At 39.6% G+C, this 18474-nt stretch carries 20 protein-coding genes; 9 read left to right on the top strand and 11 right to left on the bottom strand.

The window, feature by feature from the left end; translation table 11 throughout:
• Genes JG734_RS04680 through JG734_RS04645 form a run of 8 tightly spaced genes read right to left on the bottom strand, consistent with a single transcriptional unit; the run spans window position 1 to window position 8591 of the window.
• The gene (locus JG734_RS04680; protein ID WP_201333871.1) at window positions 1-1695 is read right to left on the bottom strand and encodes an acetolactate synthase large subunit; all 1695 of its coding nucleotides are present in this window, start codon (window positions 1693-1695) and stop codon (window positions 1-3) included.
• A 44-nt stretch (window positions 1696-1739) separates the two neighbouring features.
• Window positions 1740-2639 (bottom strand): phosphatase, encoded by a 900-nt coding sequence (locus JG734_RS04675; protein WP_201333870.1) that lies wholly within the window; start codon window positions 2637-2639, stop codon window positions 1740-1742.
• Window positions 2639-3850: a threonine ammonia-lyase gene (ilvA, locus tag JG734_RS04670; protein WP_201333869.1), complete on the bottom strand. Its 1212-nt coding sequence runs from the start codon at window positions 3848-3850 to the stop codon at window positions 2639-2641. Before ilvA ends, JG734_RS04675 begins: the two co-directional genes overlap by 1 nt.
• A 3-nt stretch (window positions 3851-3853) precedes the next feature.
• Window positions 3854-4285 carry a CoA-binding protein gene (locus JG734_RS04665; protein WP_201333868.1) on the bottom strand — a complete coding sequence of 144 codons (432 nt, stop codon included), beginning with the start codon at window positions 4283-4285 and terminating at the stop codon, window positions 3854-3856.
• Between the two features lie 41 nt (window positions 4286-4326).
• A complete protein-coding gene (locus tag JG734_RS04660) occupies window positions 4327-5100 on the bottom strand; it encodes a M48 family metallopeptidase (protein ID WP_201333867.1) in 774 nt (257 codons plus the stop codon).
• A gap of 37 nt (window positions 5101-5137) precedes the next feature.
• A complete protein-coding gene (feoB, locus tag JG734_RS04655) occupies window positions 5138-7234 on the bottom strand; it encodes a ferrous iron transport protein B (RefSeq protein ID WP_201333866.1) in 2097 nt (698 codons plus the stop codon).
• Complete coding sequence (locus JG734_RS04650) at window positions 7231-7452, bottom strand: FeoA family protein (RefSeq protein WP_201333865.1); 222 nt, start codon at window positions 7450-7452, stop codon at window positions 7231-7233. The genes feoB and JG734_RS04650 overlap by 4 nt, the downstream gene beginning before the upstream one ends.
• An 8-nt stretch (window positions 7453-7460) precedes the next feature.
• Entirely contained in the window at window positions 7461-8591 is a 1131-nt protein-coding gene (locus JG734_RS04645; RefSeq protein WP_201333864.1) for an OprD family outer membrane porin, read from the bottom strand.
• A gap of 299 nt (window positions 8592-8890) precedes the next feature.
• Here JG734_RS04645 and JG734_RS04640 point away from each other — a divergent pair, with 299 nt between their 5' ends.
• On the top strand, window positions 8891-9274 hold the full coding sequence (locus JG734_RS04640; RefSeq protein ID WP_255531410.1) for a rhodanese-like domain-containing protein: 384 nt from the start codon (window positions 8891-8893) through the stop codon (window positions 9272-9274).
• Here the strand turns inward: JG734_RS04640 and JG734_RS04635 are convergent, their stop codons facing one another.
• Together JG734_RS04635 and JG734_RS04630 are read right to left on the bottom strand one after the other, a co-directional pair.
• On the bottom strand, window positions 9275-9565 hold the full coding sequence (locus tag JG734_RS04635) for a hypothetical protein (protein WP_201333862.1): 291 nt from the start codon (window positions 9563-9565) through the stop codon (window positions 9275-9277).
• Window positions 9552-10361: a phosphatidylserine decarboxylase gene (locus JG734_RS04630; RefSeq protein ID WP_201333861.1), complete on the bottom strand. Its 810-nt coding sequence runs from the start codon at window positions 10359-10361 to the stop codon at window positions 9552-9554. Before JG734_RS04630 ends, JG734_RS04635 begins: the two co-directional genes overlap by 14 nt.
• Before the next feature lie 56 nt (window positions 10362-10417).
• On the opposite strand from JG734_RS04630, the gene gltX reads away from it, so the two are divergent.
• From gltX to JG734_RS04615, 3 genes are read left to right on the top strand one after another with little or no spacing between them, the layout of a single operon-like run.
• Window positions 10418-11722 carry a glutamate--tRNA ligase gene (gene gltX / locus JG734_RS04625; RefSeq protein ID WP_201333860.1) on the top strand — a complete coding sequence of 435 codons (1305 nt, stop codon included), beginning with the start codon at window positions 10418-10420 and terminating at the stop codon, window positions 11720-11722.
• Window positions 11710-12012 (top strand): YggT family protein, encoded by a 303-nt coding sequence (locus tag JG734_RS04620; protein ID WP_201333859.1) that lies wholly within the window; start codon window positions 11710-11712, stop codon window positions 12010-12012. Before gltX ends, JG734_RS04620 begins: the two co-directional genes overlap by 13 nt.
• Window positions 12009-13589, top strand: a complete 1581-nt coding sequence (locus JG734_RS04615) for a transglycosylase SLT domain-containing protein (protein WP_201333858.1) — start codon at window positions 12009-12011, stop codon at window positions 13587-13589. Before JG734_RS04620 ends, JG734_RS04615 begins: the two co-directional genes overlap by 4 nt.
• Here the strand turns inward: JG734_RS04615 and JG734_RS04610 are convergent.
• The gene (locus tag JG734_RS04610) at window positions 13531-14019 is read right to left on the bottom strand and encodes a hypothetical protein (protein WP_201333857.1); all 489 of its coding nucleotides are present in this window, start codon (window positions 14017-14019) and stop codon (window positions 13531-13533) included. The genes JG734_RS04615 and JG734_RS04610 overlap by 59 nt on opposite strands.
• Window positions 14020-14096: 77 nt before the next feature.
• On the opposite strand from JG734_RS04610, the gene mobB reads away from it, so the two are divergent.
• From mobB to JG734_RS04585, 5 genes are read left to right on the top strand one after another with little or no spacing between them, the layout of a single operon-like run.
• On the top strand, window positions 14097-14582 hold the full coding sequence (gene mobB, locus JG734_RS04605; protein WP_201333856.1) for a molybdopterin-guanine dinucleotide biosynthesis protein B: 486 nt from the start codon (window positions 14097-14099) through the stop codon (window positions 14580-14582).
• Between the two features lies 1 nt (window position 14583).
• On the top strand, window positions 14584-15435 hold the full coding sequence (locus JG734_RS04600; RefSeq protein WP_201333855.1) for a class 1 fructose-bisphosphatase: 852 nt from the start codon (window positions 14584-14586) through the stop codon (window positions 15433-15435).
• Entirely contained in the window at window positions 15413-15613 is a 201-nt protein-coding gene (locus tag JG734_RS04595; protein ID WP_201333854.1) for a hypothetical protein, read from the top strand. Before JG734_RS04600 ends, JG734_RS04595 begins: the two co-directional genes overlap by 23 nt.
• A gap of 10 nt (window positions 15614-15623) precedes the next feature.
• Entirely contained in the window at window positions 15624-17519 is a 1896-nt protein-coding gene (gene metG / locus JG734_RS04590) for a methionine--tRNA ligase (RefSeq protein ID WP_201333853.1), read from the top strand.
• Window positions 17516-18466: a hypothetical protein gene (locus JG734_RS04585; protein WP_201333852.1), complete on the top strand. Its 951-nt coding sequence runs from the start codon at window positions 17516-17518 to the stop codon at window positions 18464-18466. The genes metG and JG734_RS04585 overlap by 4 nt, the downstream gene beginning before the upstream one ends.
• Window positions 18467-18474 lie beyond the last annotated feature (8 nt).

Genomic DNA, 18474 nt, shown 5'->3' with positions numbered 1-18474 from the left:
TCAGTCCTTATACTCTAAAAGCATATTATAGAGGCTTCCACCAGCTGGAACCATTGGCAAAACATTCTCATATCTATCTACAACAACATCAATGAGTGCAACTACACCTTTACTAATAGCATCATCAAGGGCTTCGTCAAACTCCTCTTTGGTTTTAGCTCTGTAGCCGACTCCACCAAAACTCTCAGCCAGTTTTACAAAATCTGGTTGCATAGAAAGATCAGTTTCAGCATAGCGCTTATCATAGAAAAATGTCTGCCACTGACGAACCATACCGAGATAGTTGTTATTTAAAATGATATTTATAACAGGAAACCGATACTCTACAGCAGTCATGAGCTCTTGAATATTCATCAAAATCGAGCCATCACCACTAATATTGATACTAATTTCATCAGGTACTCCACGCTTTACGCCCATTGCTGCTGGAAAACCAAAACCCATCGTTCCAAGTCCGCCACTTGTTATAAATTCACGCGGTCTTGTAAATGGATAGTACTGCGCCGCCCACATCTGGTGCTGTCCAACATCGGTGGAGATTCTTGCTTTTCCTTTGAGCTTTTCACCTACACGCTGTATAACCCACTCAGGCTTAATTACTTTATCGCTATCTTCATAGGTAAGTGGATGGAGTTCTTGATAGCGTTGCAAAATCTCTCGCCACGATTCATATCTTTGAGGATTTACCTTCTCTTTTGCTTTTGGCACCAACTCTTGCAAAATAGCTTTGAGATCACCAACTATAGGATAGTCTACATGGACAAGCTTTCCGATACTACTTGGATCGATATCCACATGGATAATCTTTGCGTATTTTGCAAACTCAGATAACTTTCCTGTAACCCTATCATCAAAGCGTGGCCCAAGAGCTATGAGGAGATCTGCCTCACTCATAGCCATATTTGCTGCATATGTCCCATGCATCCCTACCATGCCAAGAAGCATAGGATCATCATAGCGAAGTGTGCCTCTTGCCATGAGAGTCTCAACTGCTGGAATCTGCGTAGCAGCTACAAGCTCTCGCACTAAATCTGCACTATTTGAATTTATAATACCACCACCAAGATAAAAGACTGGCTTTTTAGCCTCAGCAATAGCTTCGACTGCTTTTTTTATCTGTCTTGCGTTCCCTTTGATAGTAGGCTTATAAGTCTCAATCTTTACATCTTTTGGATAGCTAAATTCCCCTAATTGTGCAGTTACATCTTTTGGGATATCTACATGCACCGGACCTGGTCTTCCGGTTCGTGCAATATAGAAAGCTTCTGCTAAAATTTGCGGAAGCTCATCTGCACTTTTGACTAAGAAGTTGTGTTTTGTACATGGACGGCTAATTCCCACCGCATCTATCTCTTGAAATGCATCAGTTCCTATCATAGAGAGTGGTACCTGTCCACTGACAACAACTAGTGGAATAGAGTCCATATATGCAGTAGCAAGTCCTGTTACTGCATTGGTAAATCCCGGTCCACTCGTTACAAATGCTACTCCCACTTTGCCTGTTGCTCTGGCATAGCCATCAGCTGCATGGACCGCTGCTTGTTCATGGCGTGTGAGAATATGCTGAAAATATCTATGTTTATAAATTTCATCATATACATTCATTATGGCGCCGCCAGGGTAGCCGAAAACTACCTCAACGCCCTCTTCTCTCATCGCTTCAACAACCATTCTAGCGCCGGTCATTTTTGCCATATCTTCTCCTACCTCGACTAAATTGCTCAATTGTACCGAAAAATCTACTGCTTGCAAAGCTCTAGAGCGACACCTTCCCGCACTCCTTCATCACTGACAACCATCTCTTTAAAAGCTGCTTTTTTCATAATCTCTTCTAAAATCACAAGTCCTGCAATAATTGCATCTTCACGGCCAATTCCTACTAATTTTGCTCTCTGCTGGAGAGGCATAAGTATAAGTTTTTTATATGCATTTTCTATATCATCAAGAGTAATTGTAGTCCCACTGACCTTGCTTGCATCATAATTTTCATAATTGAGTCCAAGTTTCAAGGCCGCGACTGTTGCAGGAGTACCACCAGTGCCAACAAAGATTTTTGGTTTTCCAAAAAGTTCAAAGGCGTCTTGTAAAAACTCCTTGATATCGCTCATATACCGTCTTATACCAAAGATTATCTCTTCTTTGGTTTTGAAATTTTGAATAACTGTAAGAATTCCAAAATTGAATGAGCGAAATATAATATCGTTGCGGTGCTTGAGAACAAGCTCTGTTGAGCCTCCTCCAATATCTACCATCAAAAACTTCTTATCAGGAAGCCCCTTGCTTCTAAGGCCAAAAATAACACCTGCAACGCTATAGAGACTCTCTTGTTCAGGATCTATTACCTCTACTTCTATCCCTGTTTTTTTATAGATAAAAGCTATAGCTTCTCTTGCATTTTTGGCTTTGCGAAATGCTGCAGTAGCTACTGCTTTATAGGGTTCATCAAAGCCGATTATCTCTTTTGCTTCTTGCAAAGCTTCTACAATGCGTTCAAGTGCAGCTTGCGAGATAAGACTAGTTATTTCGATATCTTGGGCTGTGCGCACAACTCTCTCAAATTCTGCGATCTTTTTCATTTCCTTGCAATCAATCTTGACAACGCGCAAAGAGTTGGAACCGATATCAATACCTATTGCCATCACTTCTCCTCATGGAAACGATAGCCATGTTTGCGCATAAGATAGCGTATCTCCTCTTGGTGTTCTTTGCCTTTTGTCTCAAGTGCGATAGAGACATTTGCATCTCCAAATGCAAGGGAAGCTGAAGTTCTGTCATACCCGATCTGCACAATATTTGCACCAACTTGCGCGAATATTTCAGTAAGTTTCAAAAGTGATCCGGGCTTATCTACAAGTGTAACGATGAGTTTCATCTTGCGATATGATTTAATAAGACCTTTTTCGATAATGACGCTGAGCATCGTTACATCGATATTTCCACCGCTAAGAACAACAGCAACATTTTTGCCTACTATATTTTCTATTTTTTCATAGAGTAATGCTGCAACACCTACTGCACCTGCCCCCTCCACCACAAGTTTTTGATTTTCAAGTAAGAAGAGTATCGCATCTGCTATCTCTTCATCATCCACTTCGACAATATCATCTACTGTCTTTAGAATAATATCAAGTGTCATAGGTGAAGTGTCACGGACTGCTATACCATCTGCAATTGTACGTACATCTATCGTATCTATTGGTCTACCAGCTTCATAGGAGCGTTTCATTGCAGGTGCACCTGCAGCAGTAACTCCGATAACCTGGATAGATGGATCTATCTGCTTGATTGCACTAGCAATGCCAGCAATAAGCCCTCCTCCGCCAATGGGTACGAGTATAATATCTATATCTTTGGCCTGCTCTACAATCTCAAGAGCAATTGTGCCTTGCCCGGCCATCACCTCTTCATCAGCAAAAGGGTGGACAAATGTCTTGTCGTGCTCTTTTGCATACTCGATAGCATACTCATACGCTTCATCATAGTTTTTTCCATGCAAAATTACTTCAGCGCCGTATGATTTTACACCATTAATCTTGGTCAGCGGAGTGCTCTCCGGCATCACAATAGTTGCAGGGATTTTGAAATAGTGAGAAGAAAAAGCCACGCCTTGCGCATGGTTGCCAGCACTTGCAGCAACAACACCCTTTTGACGTTCATTTTCATTAAGTGTTGCAATTTTATTGAAAGCCCCTCTAATCTTAAAAGCACCAGTAGTTTGGAGATTCTCTTTTTTTAAAAATATATTAGTACCTATTTTTTTACTCAGAAGTGGCGCATATGCAAAAGGTGTAGTATGGGCAACACGAGCAACCCTTTCTTGCGCCTCTTTGATCTTTTCTAGAGGTATCATATATTATCCAAAAATCATTTTGTGATCTACCATGGTGCAGCGGTTTTGCACCACTCTCATACCTGCTTCTTTTGCCCTCTGTGCCGCTTCATTATTGACGATACCCTTTTGCATCCATACAACTTTCACGTCTCCTCTTTTGATTGCAGCTTCTACAATTGGTCCAACTGCGGCTGGTTTACGAAAGATATCGATCATATCTATTTGGAAAGGTACCTCTTCTAAACTTCTATAGACCTTCTCGCCCAAAATCTCATCCTCTTTTGGATAGATTGGTACTATCTTATAGCCGACACTTTGCAAATATGCTGCAACACGGTTGCTATCTTTAGCAGGGTTTGGAGAGAGGCCTACGATTGCGATAGTTTTTGTCTCTTGGAAAATCTCTTTAATAGTATCTAAATCTTCATTGATTTTTGGAAATTCACACTCCATCACTTACGCCTTTTTTTAGCGAAATTGTAGCAAAAATTCTCTTAAGGACAATTGCGCTGTATTTTACGCAGTCTTTTGATATAACGCTGCAGCATTGCAATCCTATGCTCATCTGATGGGTGAGTAGAGAGAAACTCTGGGATTTTCTTCCTTGAAGCTTGCATCATCTTATACCAAAAGCGTATAGCTTCCTCTGGCTTGTAGCAAGCTTTGTACATGAGATAAAGACCCAACTGATCTGCTTCATACTCAAACTTTCTGCTATAGGGAAAGAGTATGCCATACTGCGTTGTGACACCATAGGCCAAATCATAGAGAGGACCCCATCTTCTCCCAGAGATCTGCAAACCTTGTGCAATGAGTTGCTTACCAAGATTGCTTACCATTGCTATAGAGACTCTCTCGCTTCCGTGTCGCAAGATCGCATGGGCTACTTCATGTCCTATAACTGCTGCAAGTTGATCATCATTTTCTACAAGTTTTAAAAGGCCTGTATAGACAAAAATCTTGCCACCAGGAAGACAAAAAGCATTGATTTGTGGTGACTCTATGACATGAAACTCCCATCTATAGTTTGGGTGAAACTCTACTTCGGCCACTTGAGCTATTCGTTTTCCCACTCTTCGTACCATTGCGTTATAGGAGGGGTTACGGGAGATACGAGATTTTCGCAAAATCTGCTGTTCAGCTTGGAGTCCCATTCTCACCTCTTGTTGCGGAGAGATGAGAATGAGCTGTTGGCGGTGTGTATAGGGGTTTTTACTACAAGCTGCAAAAAAGAGAGCAAAAACTAAAGCAAAGAGAATCTTTTTCATAAAAATCCTTTGAGTTTTTGCTCAATTATAACCTAATTTAGTATCCCATAAAAGCAAGAATATTATAGACACTAAAGGCTGCAATCCAGGCCAAAACATTTGGATATATGAGGTAAAATGTTCTCCATGCCCATTGTGGTACTTCTGCCCAAAAAGTACTCATTGCTGCTACACATGGACTATAGATCATGATAATGACAATGAGAGCAATCGCTGCTTTGAAATCCACATTTTCTCTGAGGCGCTGGATAAGCGTCGAACTCTTCTCATCCGCCTCACCCACTGCATACAAAGTAGCAAGAGTAGATACCACCACCTCTTTGGCTGCCAGTCCACTAATTGTCGCTACACTCATCCGCCAATCAAATCCGAGTGGTGCGAATATTGGTTCGATTGCTTTGCCGAATTGTCCAAGATAACTATATTCGAGATTTTTAGCAGCTAACTCATTTTGGAGTTGGATCTTTTGCTCATCACTTTTTGCCAATTCTATCTTCTGTTCATAGCTTTGCACAAGCTTATTGTGCACAGGATAGCTGCTTAAAAACCATATAATCATAGCAGTTCCTGCGATGAACGTACCAGCCTTTTTCAAAAAGAGTTTTGCTTTGATCCATAGCTCCATCCCCAAGGCTTTGAGTGAAGGGAATCTGTAAGGCGGCATCTCCATGACAAATGGCTCTGGCTCACCTTTGAAAAGTACCATACGCAAAATCTTTGCGACAATAAGACCCAAAATTGCGCCTGAAATATAGATGATAAAGAGAATATTTCCAGCATTGTGCGTTGGGAAAAATGCCGAGATCAACAACACATAGACGGGAAGTCTTGCACTACAGCTCATAAATCCAAGCACAAGCATCGTGATAATGCGATCTTTTGGGTTTTTGAGTGTGCGTGCAGCCATATAAGCTGGCACGGTACATCCAAAGCCACTCACAAGTGGAATAAACGCTTTACCTTGCAGTCCAAACTTTTTCAAAAACCCATCGAGCAAAAATGCAGCACGCGCCATATAGCCGGTCTGTTCCAAGAGATTAATCCCCAAAAAGAGGATTAAGATATTTGGCAAAAACATAATGACTGATCCAACAGCTGGAATAATTCCATCAGTTATTACTGCATTTATATCACCAGGTGGCAAGATACCTTTTACCCACAGAGCAAAATTGCTAAAAGTTGCATCAAGATAGTCTACAGGAAGTGAACCTATCTCAAATGTGAGCTGAAAGAGCAACCACATGAAAAAGAGAAAAATGGGAAGTCCAAAAATGGGGTGGATAAGAATTTTGTCTATCTTATCAGTCAAAGACTCTTTTCTTGGGGATTTTACAACCTGCATCACAAGCGATTTGGCTATAGAGTTGCGCTCATTTGCTAAGATATCAGCCACACTCTCTTCATCAAATTCAAGCTGCAGACGTCGCATGCTTTCGCCCATTGCTTCATGAAATTCCAAAAATATTGGAAGATCATGGATAATTTTGTATATATCCTCATCATTTTCAAAAAGACGTATGACATAAAATCTCGCAAGGTCTGGATCGTTGAAGTGAGAAGATTTGAGCAAGATTTTTGAGAGTTTTTCGATCTCCTCTTCGATACGCTCATTATAGTAGATTTTGCGCTTTTCGTGAGGAGTATTGTATTCATCGATAATCATTTTCACCAAATCATCGATACCTCTTTTCTCTTTTGCGCTTACCAAGACAACAGGACGACCTATGAGTTCACTCAGCTTTACTGCATCAATAGATCCCCCCTTCTCTTCAACCTCATCTATCATGTTGATTGCTAGCACCATCTTGGGATTCATATCAAGTAGTTGCAGTGTTAAGATGAGGTTTCTTTGCAAAACATTTGCATCAACAACATTGACAATGAGATCATACTCTTCATTGATAAGGTAGCGCTTTGCAACATGCTCTTCTGGAGTATAGGCATTGAGAGAGTAGATCCCTGGTAAATCCACGATATTGATAGCATAATCTTGATAGGTAAAATCTACCTCTTTTTTCTCTACCGTAACACCTGCAAAGTTCCCAACATGCAGCCTTGCACCACTTATTGCATTGATAATGGATGATTTCCCAACATTTGGCTGCCCGACCATTACAGCTTTGATCTTTTTCATACTTTCACCTCTATTCCTCTTGCTTCTTCATCTCTCAAAGCTACTCTCGTACCCTCTACATCCACTTCCCAGGTCTGCTTTTTGAGCGTGTGATCTAGAAGCTTGATCTTATTGTTTTTAGCTATTCCCATAGCCAAAAGTCTCCCCTTAATTGGCTCAGGTGCACTGATGCGCTCAATCACTCCCTCATCACCTATTTTCATCTCTGTAAGTTTCATACATCCTCCTAAAACTCATATTTTGCAAAAAATCGAACAATTGAGTAGTCTTGATTATAGTGATCATCAATAGAAGCATAGACCGCTTCAAATGATATATCTTTATAGCTGTAAGCAGCATAGAGATCTATCTCATCACTATGGAAATTTTCTCCATAAAATCTTCCTTGCATAATACCAAGACTAAAATTATCTTTTCCATAACTTATACCATAAGTGTATGCTTCTTGGTCACTGCCATTTAGTGCATCGATCGTGAGATCCTCCATAGAGGTAAAAAATGGTCCACCACCAAAACTCATCATAGCGCCACTATTGCCATAGTTTTTATTGTAAGCAAATGAAAAGTTGAGATTTTCATAACTCTTTTCTACCAAGATTCCCAAAGTTTTTGCATCGATTTCGCCTAAAGCTGCCTCTTCACAATCTTTTGCAAAATCTCCTTGCAACCTTAAATCAAGTCCAACAACAGAGAAATATTTTTCTATATACATCACATTTGCACTGTTATCTATATGATAGAGCCACAAAGAGAGTGAGTCAAAGTCAAAACCAGCAAAAAAGACTCCATCTATACTCTTATCGCTCTGAGCGACTCTATGAAATTTTTTGAATTTGTCTATACGACCTCCACTCTCCCAGCCAGCCATTTTTGTAAGGTAACCAACTTGCAAAGTAGTATCATTTTGGGAATATGCTGCTTTAACACCTTGGAAGAAGTTTGGAACCATACGTATATCATCACTATCAGCATGTGGAGAATCGAAAATAAATCGACCACCTTCAATTGAAAAATCTTGATAGCGATAGCCTAAAGTTGCTTCACTAAAAAATACAAAACTGCTCTTATTACCAAAAAAGTCTGGATCTTCATTTTTACCTAATTTCGTAGCACCATATATACCCAAATCTGCTTGCAATCCATTCCATTGTACTGTAGTCAAATGAAAATGGCCTGCAGTGCCAAAAGCTTTGGTATCAGGATCTTGAGAATAATTATGCGCAATGTATCCAAGACGTGTTTCAAAGTTTGCATGATCTATAAGATCTAATTGCGTAAGTTTATACCGCAAACTCTGTGCGTATGAAAATGTATCTATTGTAAGTAGCAATCCAGCAACTATGAGACTCTTTTTCATCTTTTTTTACCTTTCAAAAATTTTTATGCTGAAAGTATAAGCGATTTATTCTTAGAATAATATTAATCTTGATAATCATTATCATCATTAGAAATGAGTAACTTATTTATAACAATTTACAATTATGTAGCTACAATTAAGTATCACTTAGCTACCCTTTCAAAAATTCATCAAGAAGTAACATTGAAAAAGTTGCTTGCCCTTCTTTTGATACTTGTGACAATTTTTGCACAAAAGCAGACCTACTATGAAGATGATGTTGATGTGAATGAAGCATATAATATGCAAAAAAAGGTGCCATTGTTATTGATGTGCGTACAGCTGGCGAGTATATCTATGCTGGACATCCTCTTGAAGCCATTTCTGTTCCAATTTTTTCTTATGCATATAAGCCAAAAGATATAAAACTGCGTATCAATTTTGCTAAAAAAGAGCAAAATAGAGCACTTGATGCCCACAAAGTATATGAAATTACGCCAATTGAAAATAAAAACTTCTTAGAAGATGTCAAAAAGATTCGCCACAAACTTGGAAACAAACCGATTCTTGTCATCTGCCGCATAGGTGGCAGAAGTAAATATGCAGCAAATCTCCTAGCCAAAAACGGTATGCGTGAAGTCTACAACGTAGATGGCGGATTTTTGGAGTGGAAGAGAGCTAAGCTTCCTTACGGAGGCGAGTAGTTAGCTCTGCCCCTCTATCTGATTGTAATACTCCATCAGTTTTGCTCTTACTTCACCAATCATCTTTGGAGTTGCCTTGGGCGATTCTAGCCATACCGCTTTGAAATGATCCTTTTGCGTAGTATAGACGGCTTCATTCAAAAAAGCGCTATACTCCTCAATTGTTTTACAATACCGCTCTTCATTGGTCTCTGTATTGAGACAGCGAATCATCCAACCGCCTAATCCATCAGGAACAATCTCAGCTTCTACAATCAATATATCCTCTTGAGGAATCTCATTCTCTTGCATCTATTACTTCTCCTATCTGTTGTCCATATTTTACATATTTATCTGACTCTACTGTTAGTTTACAAAAATCTTTTTGAAAAAAGAGCAAGACTGTTGAGCCCATTTTGAAAAATCCTAGAAGTTCACCCTTTTGCAGCCACAAATCACTATACTCATATATTGCAATTTCTCGCGAGCGGTTTGTTTCAATTCTGCTCTCAAACACTAGTGTCATCTTGCCAACATTGAGAGCTCCAACAAGGACGATATAGACTCTATTTCCGTCTTTGGTACTACACTCCAAAATTACTCTCTCATTTTCAATAAAGAGATTGAGCTTTTTGCGCAAGAAACGAAGATTGACAGGATAGAGTTTGCCAGGTATATGGATGACTCGTTCGATTTTGAGAGTATAGGGCATATGATAGCGATGATAATCTCTTGGGGAGAGATAGAGATTGACATATTCTCCATCAAAAATAGTGCTTGCATCACACTCTTGGAGCAGATCCTTGATGCTATACTCCATCCCTTTAATCTGCAAAGCTTTGTCTTTTTGGATTTTACCACATGCAGTAATAAGTGAGTCGGTAGGAGAGACGATTCCCACTTCGATGTTGCGCTGATTAAGAAGTGATCTTGTAAAGAGCTCATTGAGGCTTTTGTAGTCACTCGCTTTTTTAAACTCACTCATATCTAGACCTAAAAGGCGTACATATGAATGGTTGATAAACTTTTGCAGCATAGGGTGGAATCTGTGTGATGCAAACTTCCCAAAACTTCGCGAGATGATGTTACTCAAGACTCTCTTTTTCAACATTTTGCCTTTATACAAATTTTTACTACAATAGCACAAATAAAAAAAGGAAAGCAATGCTACGATTTGCACCAAGTCCCACAGGCGATATGCATATTGGCAACCTACGGGTAGCTATTTTGAACTTTATTGTAGCAAAACAAAGAAATGAGCGATTCATTATTCGCATAGAAGACACAGATAGAGAGAGAAATATTGAGGGAAAAGACAAAGAGATTTTAGCGATCTTAGATCGTTTTGGTATTACATATGATGATGTAGTCTATCAGAGCAAAAACCTCTCATTCCATCAAAACTTTGCCTACAAACTCCTCGACGAAGGGAAGGCTTTTGCATGTTTTTGCACTGCTGAGGAGCTTGAGCAGGAGCGACAAAAGGCCAAAGAAGAAAAACGCCCTTACCGCTATAGTGGCAAATGTGAAAATATTACTTTACAAGAGGCGAGCCAAAGAGGTGAGCCTTTTGTTGTGAGAATCAAAAAGCCAGATGAGAGGCTCTGCTTTGAAGACAAAATCAAAGGAGATTTGTGCTTTGATCCATTTGAAGTAGATAGCTTTGTGATTTTGCGAGCAGATGGAAGAGCAACCTATAACTTCGCATGCGCTATTGATGATATGCTCTATGATATTACTCTTGTCATTCGCGGTGAAGATCACCTCTCCAATACTCCTAAGCAGATCCATGTGCGTAAACTTCTTGGATATGATAAGGAGATAGCGTATGCGCATCTACCTATCATTCTCAATGAAGCTGGCAAGAAAATGAGCAAGCGAGAAAAAGCCTCTAGTGTGAAGTGGCTTTTGGATGAGGGGTTTTTACCCCAGGCCATTGCAAACTATCTCATACTTTTAGGCAATAAAACCCCAAAAGAGGTCTTTACGCTTGATGAAGCAATTGAGTGGTTCGATTTAGCAGATATATCCAAATCTCCTGCCAAATTTGATATAGAGAAACTGCGCTTCATCAATAGAGCGCATCTCAAGGCTCTACCGAAAGAAGAGCTTGCAAAGTTACTAAATGTTGATGAGAAGTATGCAGATTTAGCAAAACTCTACTTAGAAGAGGCAAGCACTCTCAAAGAGCTTAAAGAAAAAATTGATAGAGTTTTACAATGTGACAGAGATTTTGGAGAGTTTGAAGAAGAGGCTTTTATATTAAAAAATATCATCTTAGATATTGATATTCCTGAGGATTTTGATGCATTCAAAAAGATCCTTATGGAGCGCAGTGGCCTCAAAGGAAAGAAGTTCTTCAAGCCTTTACGACTGCTTCTTACAGGTGCCCCAAGTGGCCCAGAGATGCAAGATATATATAATGCAATGAAAAATTCTATCAAAGAGGTTGTCTCATGTTCGTCATAGCTACATTTTTGCAAGCTTTAGCACAGATTCTTCATATGATTATCAATATCTATATCTGGGTAGTAATCATTGCAGCACTTATTAGTTGGGTGCGACCTGATCCATACAATCCGATAGTACAGACACTCTATCGTCTCACTGAGCCCGTCTATACATTTGTGCGCCGCTATATTCCTACAGTTATTGGTGGTATCGATCTAGCACCCCTTATTATTATCATAGCATTGCAATTTCTTGATATGTTTTTAGTGCGCATTCTCATGCATTTGGCCTACAGGCTAGGAGCATGAGATATTTTTTGGGGCTTTTGCTCCCCTGGCTGCTCTTTGGGCAGCCTCTTTCGCTTTCATATCTCAAATCAAAACCCCGCAGTATAGAAAGAGACTTCTTTATTTGGCAATACCTTGATCAAAATATCACACCTATTCAAGCGCAAGAGGCTTTGGAGCTAGTAAAAAATGTCAATCGTAAAATATTCTATCGCTATGCACTCAAGATACAAAATCCAAAGATCATACGTATTGCAGAGTGCTCGAAGATACCATTTGGCAAAGCTTTAGGTGAAGATGCCAACTGCCTCGTCATTCGTCTCACTCCAGCAGGATTTCTCTCCCTCGATCGCACAATGCGACAAAATGTTTTAAAAAAAATATCTCGTTATCCTCTGAGCAAAAAGCTTGCTCCCCTAGCAACCAAAAGCCCATTTATTGCTTTGCAAGATAACCCCAAAGAGTTTCTCTACTTTTTTAACAAAGTAGGTACAAAAAATCGCCAGAAATATTTTAATTATGAACTCTCACACAAACAGCTTGAAAATTTGAAAAAATATTGGAGTTTTACAAATTTCATACGCAAGGTAGTAACTGAAGATCTCAACAACATTGGTCTTGATCTTTTGCAGCTTTTGCCAAAAGATCTCACTGCTGAGCAAAACTTCTTGCTAGGGCTCTATGCATATAAATACAACTTCACGCAAAGAGCTAAGGGATTTTTTGATGAGGCTCTAGAAAACTATAAAAGTAGAAGAGACAAAGACAAAGCGGCCTACTGGCTCTACAAACTCACACACAACAAAAACTATCTGCATATGATAGTGAATCAAAAGCAGTTGGATATCTATAATATTCTCGCCCATGAAAAGCTCTCGCTCCCCTCCAATCTCTACAAATATATCCAACTACATGGAAAATGTTCTCTTGCTATCAAAGACCCATTTGTAGCCTTGCAAGTCTATACAAAGATCAAAAATGGGAAAGATCTTGACTTTTTAGCAAAGCGGAGCAAAAATAGAGAATGTGCTGGAGTCTATGCAATAATACAGACTAAGAAATCGCGCTTCAAAGATGAATATTTTGTCACACCATATGAAGAGTATTTCAAAGAGCAAAACGTTACAAGAAAAATACTCCTCTACTCCCTTGCGCGGCAAGAGAGCCTCTTTATTCCCGGATCGATATCTTCATCTTTTGCCCTAGGACCATTGCAGTTTATGCCCTTTTTAGCGAAGCATACTGCAAAAAGACTTGGTATTAAAAATTTCCGCCTTATGGATATGTTTGATGAAAAGATAGCTATAACTTTTGCAAATGACCATCTTAACTATCTAGAAGCCCATTTGCACCACCCACTTCTCATCGCTTATGCTTACAATGCTGGAATTGGATTTACTGCACGCAACATTCTACCTCAATTACAAATGTATGAACCACTTTTAGTAATGGAGCTTAACCCCTCTTCCCAAAACCGCCATTATGGGAAGAAGGTGATGGAGAATTTCTGGGTTTATAGCAAGATATTTGGATATGAGTTTAATCTAACAGATAGTTTGGAAAAATTAGATCAACACCACCATATGCAGGGTTTTTGAACGACAGATCGAGTCTTGGGGACTCTGTGTGTTTGAATGTTACTACATAGAGCCTATACCATGGCTCGATAGCAGGCATCTGTTTTGCTAGCTCGCTATCAGTATCAATCTGTTTAATCTTTAGAGGCTTTTGTCCGTTGAGTCGTAGCTCATATCCTGGATGAAAGAGTCCAGCTTTTTTCTCATCCTCAAAATCGTTATCGATATAGACACGCACAAAAAACTTCTCTTGCCCTTTTGATTTTTCGATAGGATTGAGATAGGTAGCAATGATGAGAGCTTTATTTTCTAAAGAGATATCTATCTCACCCTTTTGCGTATAGCGTAACGCTTCAGCGTATGGTTTGTCAGGAGAGAGAAGTGTTGGGTGTTTGACGCTACAACCTCCAAGCACTCCTATACACGCAATGGCTGCAATAACTCTTTTCATTTTGTAACCTCTTTTTAGATAATTATATCTTGGCTTAACTTTTTATTGGATAAAATACATCTAAAAAAAGGGATACATTGCGCAAGGCTGTAGCTTTTACAGGACCATCAAACAGTGGCAAAACGACTATCATCGAAAAGATTGCCAAAATCTTGGTACCAAATTTTCAAGTAGCCATTGTCAAGAATGATCCAAAAGACAAAGCACAATTTGATATAGAGGGGAAAGATAGCTACAAATTCTTCCAAACAGGTGCAGAAGTCGTGGTCACTTCACCCACTAGAACCACCTACTTCTCCCATAGAAAAAGAGAGATCGATGATATCATTGCAATGGTGAAAGATTTTGACTACCTGCTTGTAGAGGGGCTCAAATATCTCCCCCTCCCTCGCATAGGAGTCTTTCGCAACTCCTTTGATGAGAGCTACTTGCCCTATATCCAAGCAGTTGCTATTGATGAGAGTATCGATAAATCTACTATTCCCCAAAACATCGAAATACTTGATCTCAATGACCCTCACATGATAATAGCATGGATAGACAAAAACGCGCAAAAGGTATGAGATGACAGAGATTATTGAAGCTATTAAAAGAAGTGCCATTAAAATTAGCAAAGCAATCGTAGATGAAGAGTTTGGATATGAAGGAAGCGTAAATAGCTCAGGCGAAGAGCAGCTCAAACTCGATGTACTCAGTGACAAAATCATTGAAGAAGAGCTAAGCACTGCTTCTTCAGTCAAAGCAATTGCTAGTGAAGAGAAGAGTGAAGAGACTCTCATCCATGAAAATGGTAAATACCTTGTAGCGTATGACCCGCTGGATGGAAGCAGCCTCGTAGATGTAAACTTAAGTGTCGGATCTATATTTGGTATCTACGAAAATGGCTGGAGTGGGAAAAATCTCGTGGCCTCTGCGTATGTAGTATATGGACCTCGCGTAGAGCTTGTAGTAGCAACAATTAAGGCAGAGCGATTTATTTTGCGCAATGGAAAATTTGAATTTTTACAAGAGCTCCAACTTTTGCAAAAAGGGAAACTCAATGCCCCAGGGGCTACGCAAAAGTATTGGTACCCCCATCATAAAGCTCTTGTAGAATCACTCTTTGCCGAAGGTTATCGCTTGCGCTATTCAGGGGGGATGGTGCCAGATCTGCATCAGATTTTGGTCAAAGGTGGAGGGCTTTTTAGCTATCCAGGTACGAAGGATAAGCCGCGAGGAAAGCTTCGCAAACTCTTTGAAGTTTTTCCCTTTGCAAATATCTATGAAAAAGCAGGTGGCCGAGCGATTAATGATGCAGGAGAGCGTCTTTTGGATCTTTCATGCTCTGAGCTGCATGAGACAACACCATGCTTCTTTGGATCACACTACGAAATAAAAAAGGTAAGAGAGTACTATGCCAAATCAAAAACAGCTTGATAAGTATGAAGAAGCACTGATCCAAAAGACAAAAGAGCTCAAAGAGTGCCAAGAAAACAAAAAGATCTCTTCATGCTTGCAATGTGAGCTGATTATTGGATGTAGATTACGCAATGAGTATGTAGATGCGGTCTACAAGAGTATGAATAGAGGCAAAGGTGGAGGATTTGAATTCTAAGGAGAAGATAATGAAACGCTATATAACTACACCAATTTACTACGTCAATGATGTACCTCATATTGGTCATGCATATACAACCATTATAGCTGATAGTGCTGCAAGATATTTTCGCCTCAAAGGATATGATACATTTTTCCTTACGGGGACTGATGAGCATGGTCAAAAGATAGAAGAAGCTGCTAAAAAGCGCGGTAAATCACCCAAAGAGTATGCTGATGAGATAAGTGCAAAATTTCGCTCTTTGTGGGATGAGTTTGAGATAAGTTATGATAAGTTTATCCGCACTACTGATCCAGAGCATATCAAAGGCGTACAAAAAGCCTTTGAAATCATGTACAACAAGGGCGACATTTATAAAGGAACCTATGAGGGACACTACTGTATCAGTTGCGAATCATTCTTCCCTGAATCGCAACTCATCGATAACGAATTTTGTCCAGATTGCGGGAAAGAGACCTCTATAGTCAAAGAGGAGAGCTACTTTTTCAAACTCTCAAAATATCAAGAGAGACTTTTGGAACTCTATCGCAATGAAGAGAAGTTTGTTCTTCCAAAATCGAAAAAAAATGAGGTAATCCGCTTTGTTGAGAGCGGATTGCAAGATCTCTCTATTACGCGCACAAGCTTTAGCTGGGGTATACCTCTTCCACCATCAATCAATGATCCAAAACATGTGATGTATGTATGGCTTGATGCACTTCTTAACTATATTACTGCTCTAGGTTACGGCACAGATGAGTCACTCATGCACTACTGGCCAGCTGACTATCACCTTGTTGGTAAAGATATTTTGCGTTTTCATGCAGTCTATTGGCCAGCATTTTTGATGAGTCTAGAGCTTGATACCCCGAAACATATTGCAACTCACGGCTGGTGGACAAGAAATGGTGAAAAGATGAGTAAATCAAAAGGCAATGTAGTCGATCCAAAGGCTGTGGCAGATGCATATGGTCTAGAAAATTTTCGCTATTTTCTTCTTCGCGAAGTCCCTTTTGGCCAAGATGGAGACTTTAGCCAAAAAGCGCTCATAGATCGTATCAATAATGACCTTGGAAATGATCTTGGAAATCTCCTCAACCGCATTATCGGAATGAGTGGAAAGTATTTCGATTTTGAGATCGATAGCAAAGATGTAGCAAAATATCACCAAAATGAGCTAGATGCTATGCAACAGATCCTTGATAGTTTGGATGGACTAGTAGAAGATATGAAGTGGAACAGATACCTCGAAGAGCTTTGGAAAATCCTCACAATAGCCAATAAAGCTATCGATACATATACTCCATGGACGAAAATGAAAGAGGGAAAAGAGGATGAAGCAATGGCACTTGTTGCACTTGTAGCCAATATCTTGGCAAAAGTAGCGGTAATGCTCCATCCTGTGATGCCAAAAACGACACAAACCATTGCCCAAGCATTAGGATTTACTATCGATAGAAATGCTATGCAAAGACTCATTGAGCAAAAAGAGTTGCTTGAAGCATTTACTATCCAAAAAATTCCTCCTCTTTTTCCAAAAATTGAAGAGCCTTTGATGGTTGAGAAGAAGCAGGAGAAAAAAGAAGAGAAAAAAGAGGACCTCATAAGCATTGATGATTTTTTTAAAACCTCTATCAAAGTAGGCACAATCATCGAAGCCCAAGAGGTAAAAAAGAGTAAAAAACTGCTCCTTTTGCAAGTCGATCTTGGTGAAGAGAAGCCTCGTCAAATCGTTGCTGGAATCAAAGAGTTCTACGCTCCAGAAGATCTCATCGGCAAACAGGTGTGCGTCGTAGCAAATCTCAAGCCTGCAAAACTGATGGGATATGTGAGTGAGGGTATGATCCTTGCAGCCAAGGATGAAGACGGTCTCTCACTTGTCACTCCAGAAGCCAAAAAGGTTAATGGTACCCCTGTGAGATGAATCTCTCAAGCGTCTTGAGCTTAATAGATGGTGAGCTAGTAAGCTCGCCAAAGATCTCCTCTTTTGCTTCTATTACTACAAATATTGGTCATATCAAACGTGGCGATCTCTTTATCGCTCTAGATAAAACACAGATTGTAGATGCCATAAGAGCTGGAGCATATGGAGTCGTTTTTACAGGATGGACACAGATCAGTGATAGCGAAATTGCTTGGATAAAAGTACGCGATATTCATAAAACTCTCGATCAGCTTATTCGCTTTTTTATAATTTCTAAAAACATCGATGTGATCGCTATTGATTTACCTACTTTGGAACTTGCGGCGCTCCTTTTTCAATCAAACCGAGTGCATATCTATCGAGATAGATCATCTATGCTCGAGGCTCTCTACTCCCAACCTCTTTCTCTCATATTGGCTCCTGAGCATCTCCTAAAATCTTTGGCACTCGATAGCGTACAAATTCCAAGTAAACCTCTCAATATTGTTCAGCACTACCTCTTTGAGACTAGCTTTGTATACGATGATGTCTACTATCAACGCATGAGAATATCACCTCTTTTTATCGATAAACTTCACAGACTCTTAGATATAGCACACAACTATCTACTTCACTACTCTTTCCAAAAAGTCGAAGAGTGGCCACACTTTAGACCCTACTTTTTAGATAACAACTTTAGAGTGTGTGAATTTGGAAAGAGCGAGAGAGTAGTAATTTTGGAGAGTGATTGTACTCTTTTAGAGCGTGAGCATCAATATCTTCAAAAACATGCTCCTTGGGCACACAAGCTTTTCTTTACCCATAGCTGTATCCAAGATGGATTTGCACAGTACAATTTGAAAAGGTTGAGAGAAATTTTGTATAATGCAACGTTTAATTACGCTCTGTGCGAGCATTTTGATATAGAAAAATTAGCCAAAACACAAGAACAAAAAAGACTTTTTTAAGGAGAACT

The organism is Nitratiruptor sp. YY09-18, assembly GCF_016593235.1.
GTDB lineage: Bacteria > Campylobacterota > Campylobacteria > Campylobacterales > Nitratiruptoraceae > Nitratiruptor.
This window is presented reverse-complemented; position numbering and strand designations above follow the sequence as displayed.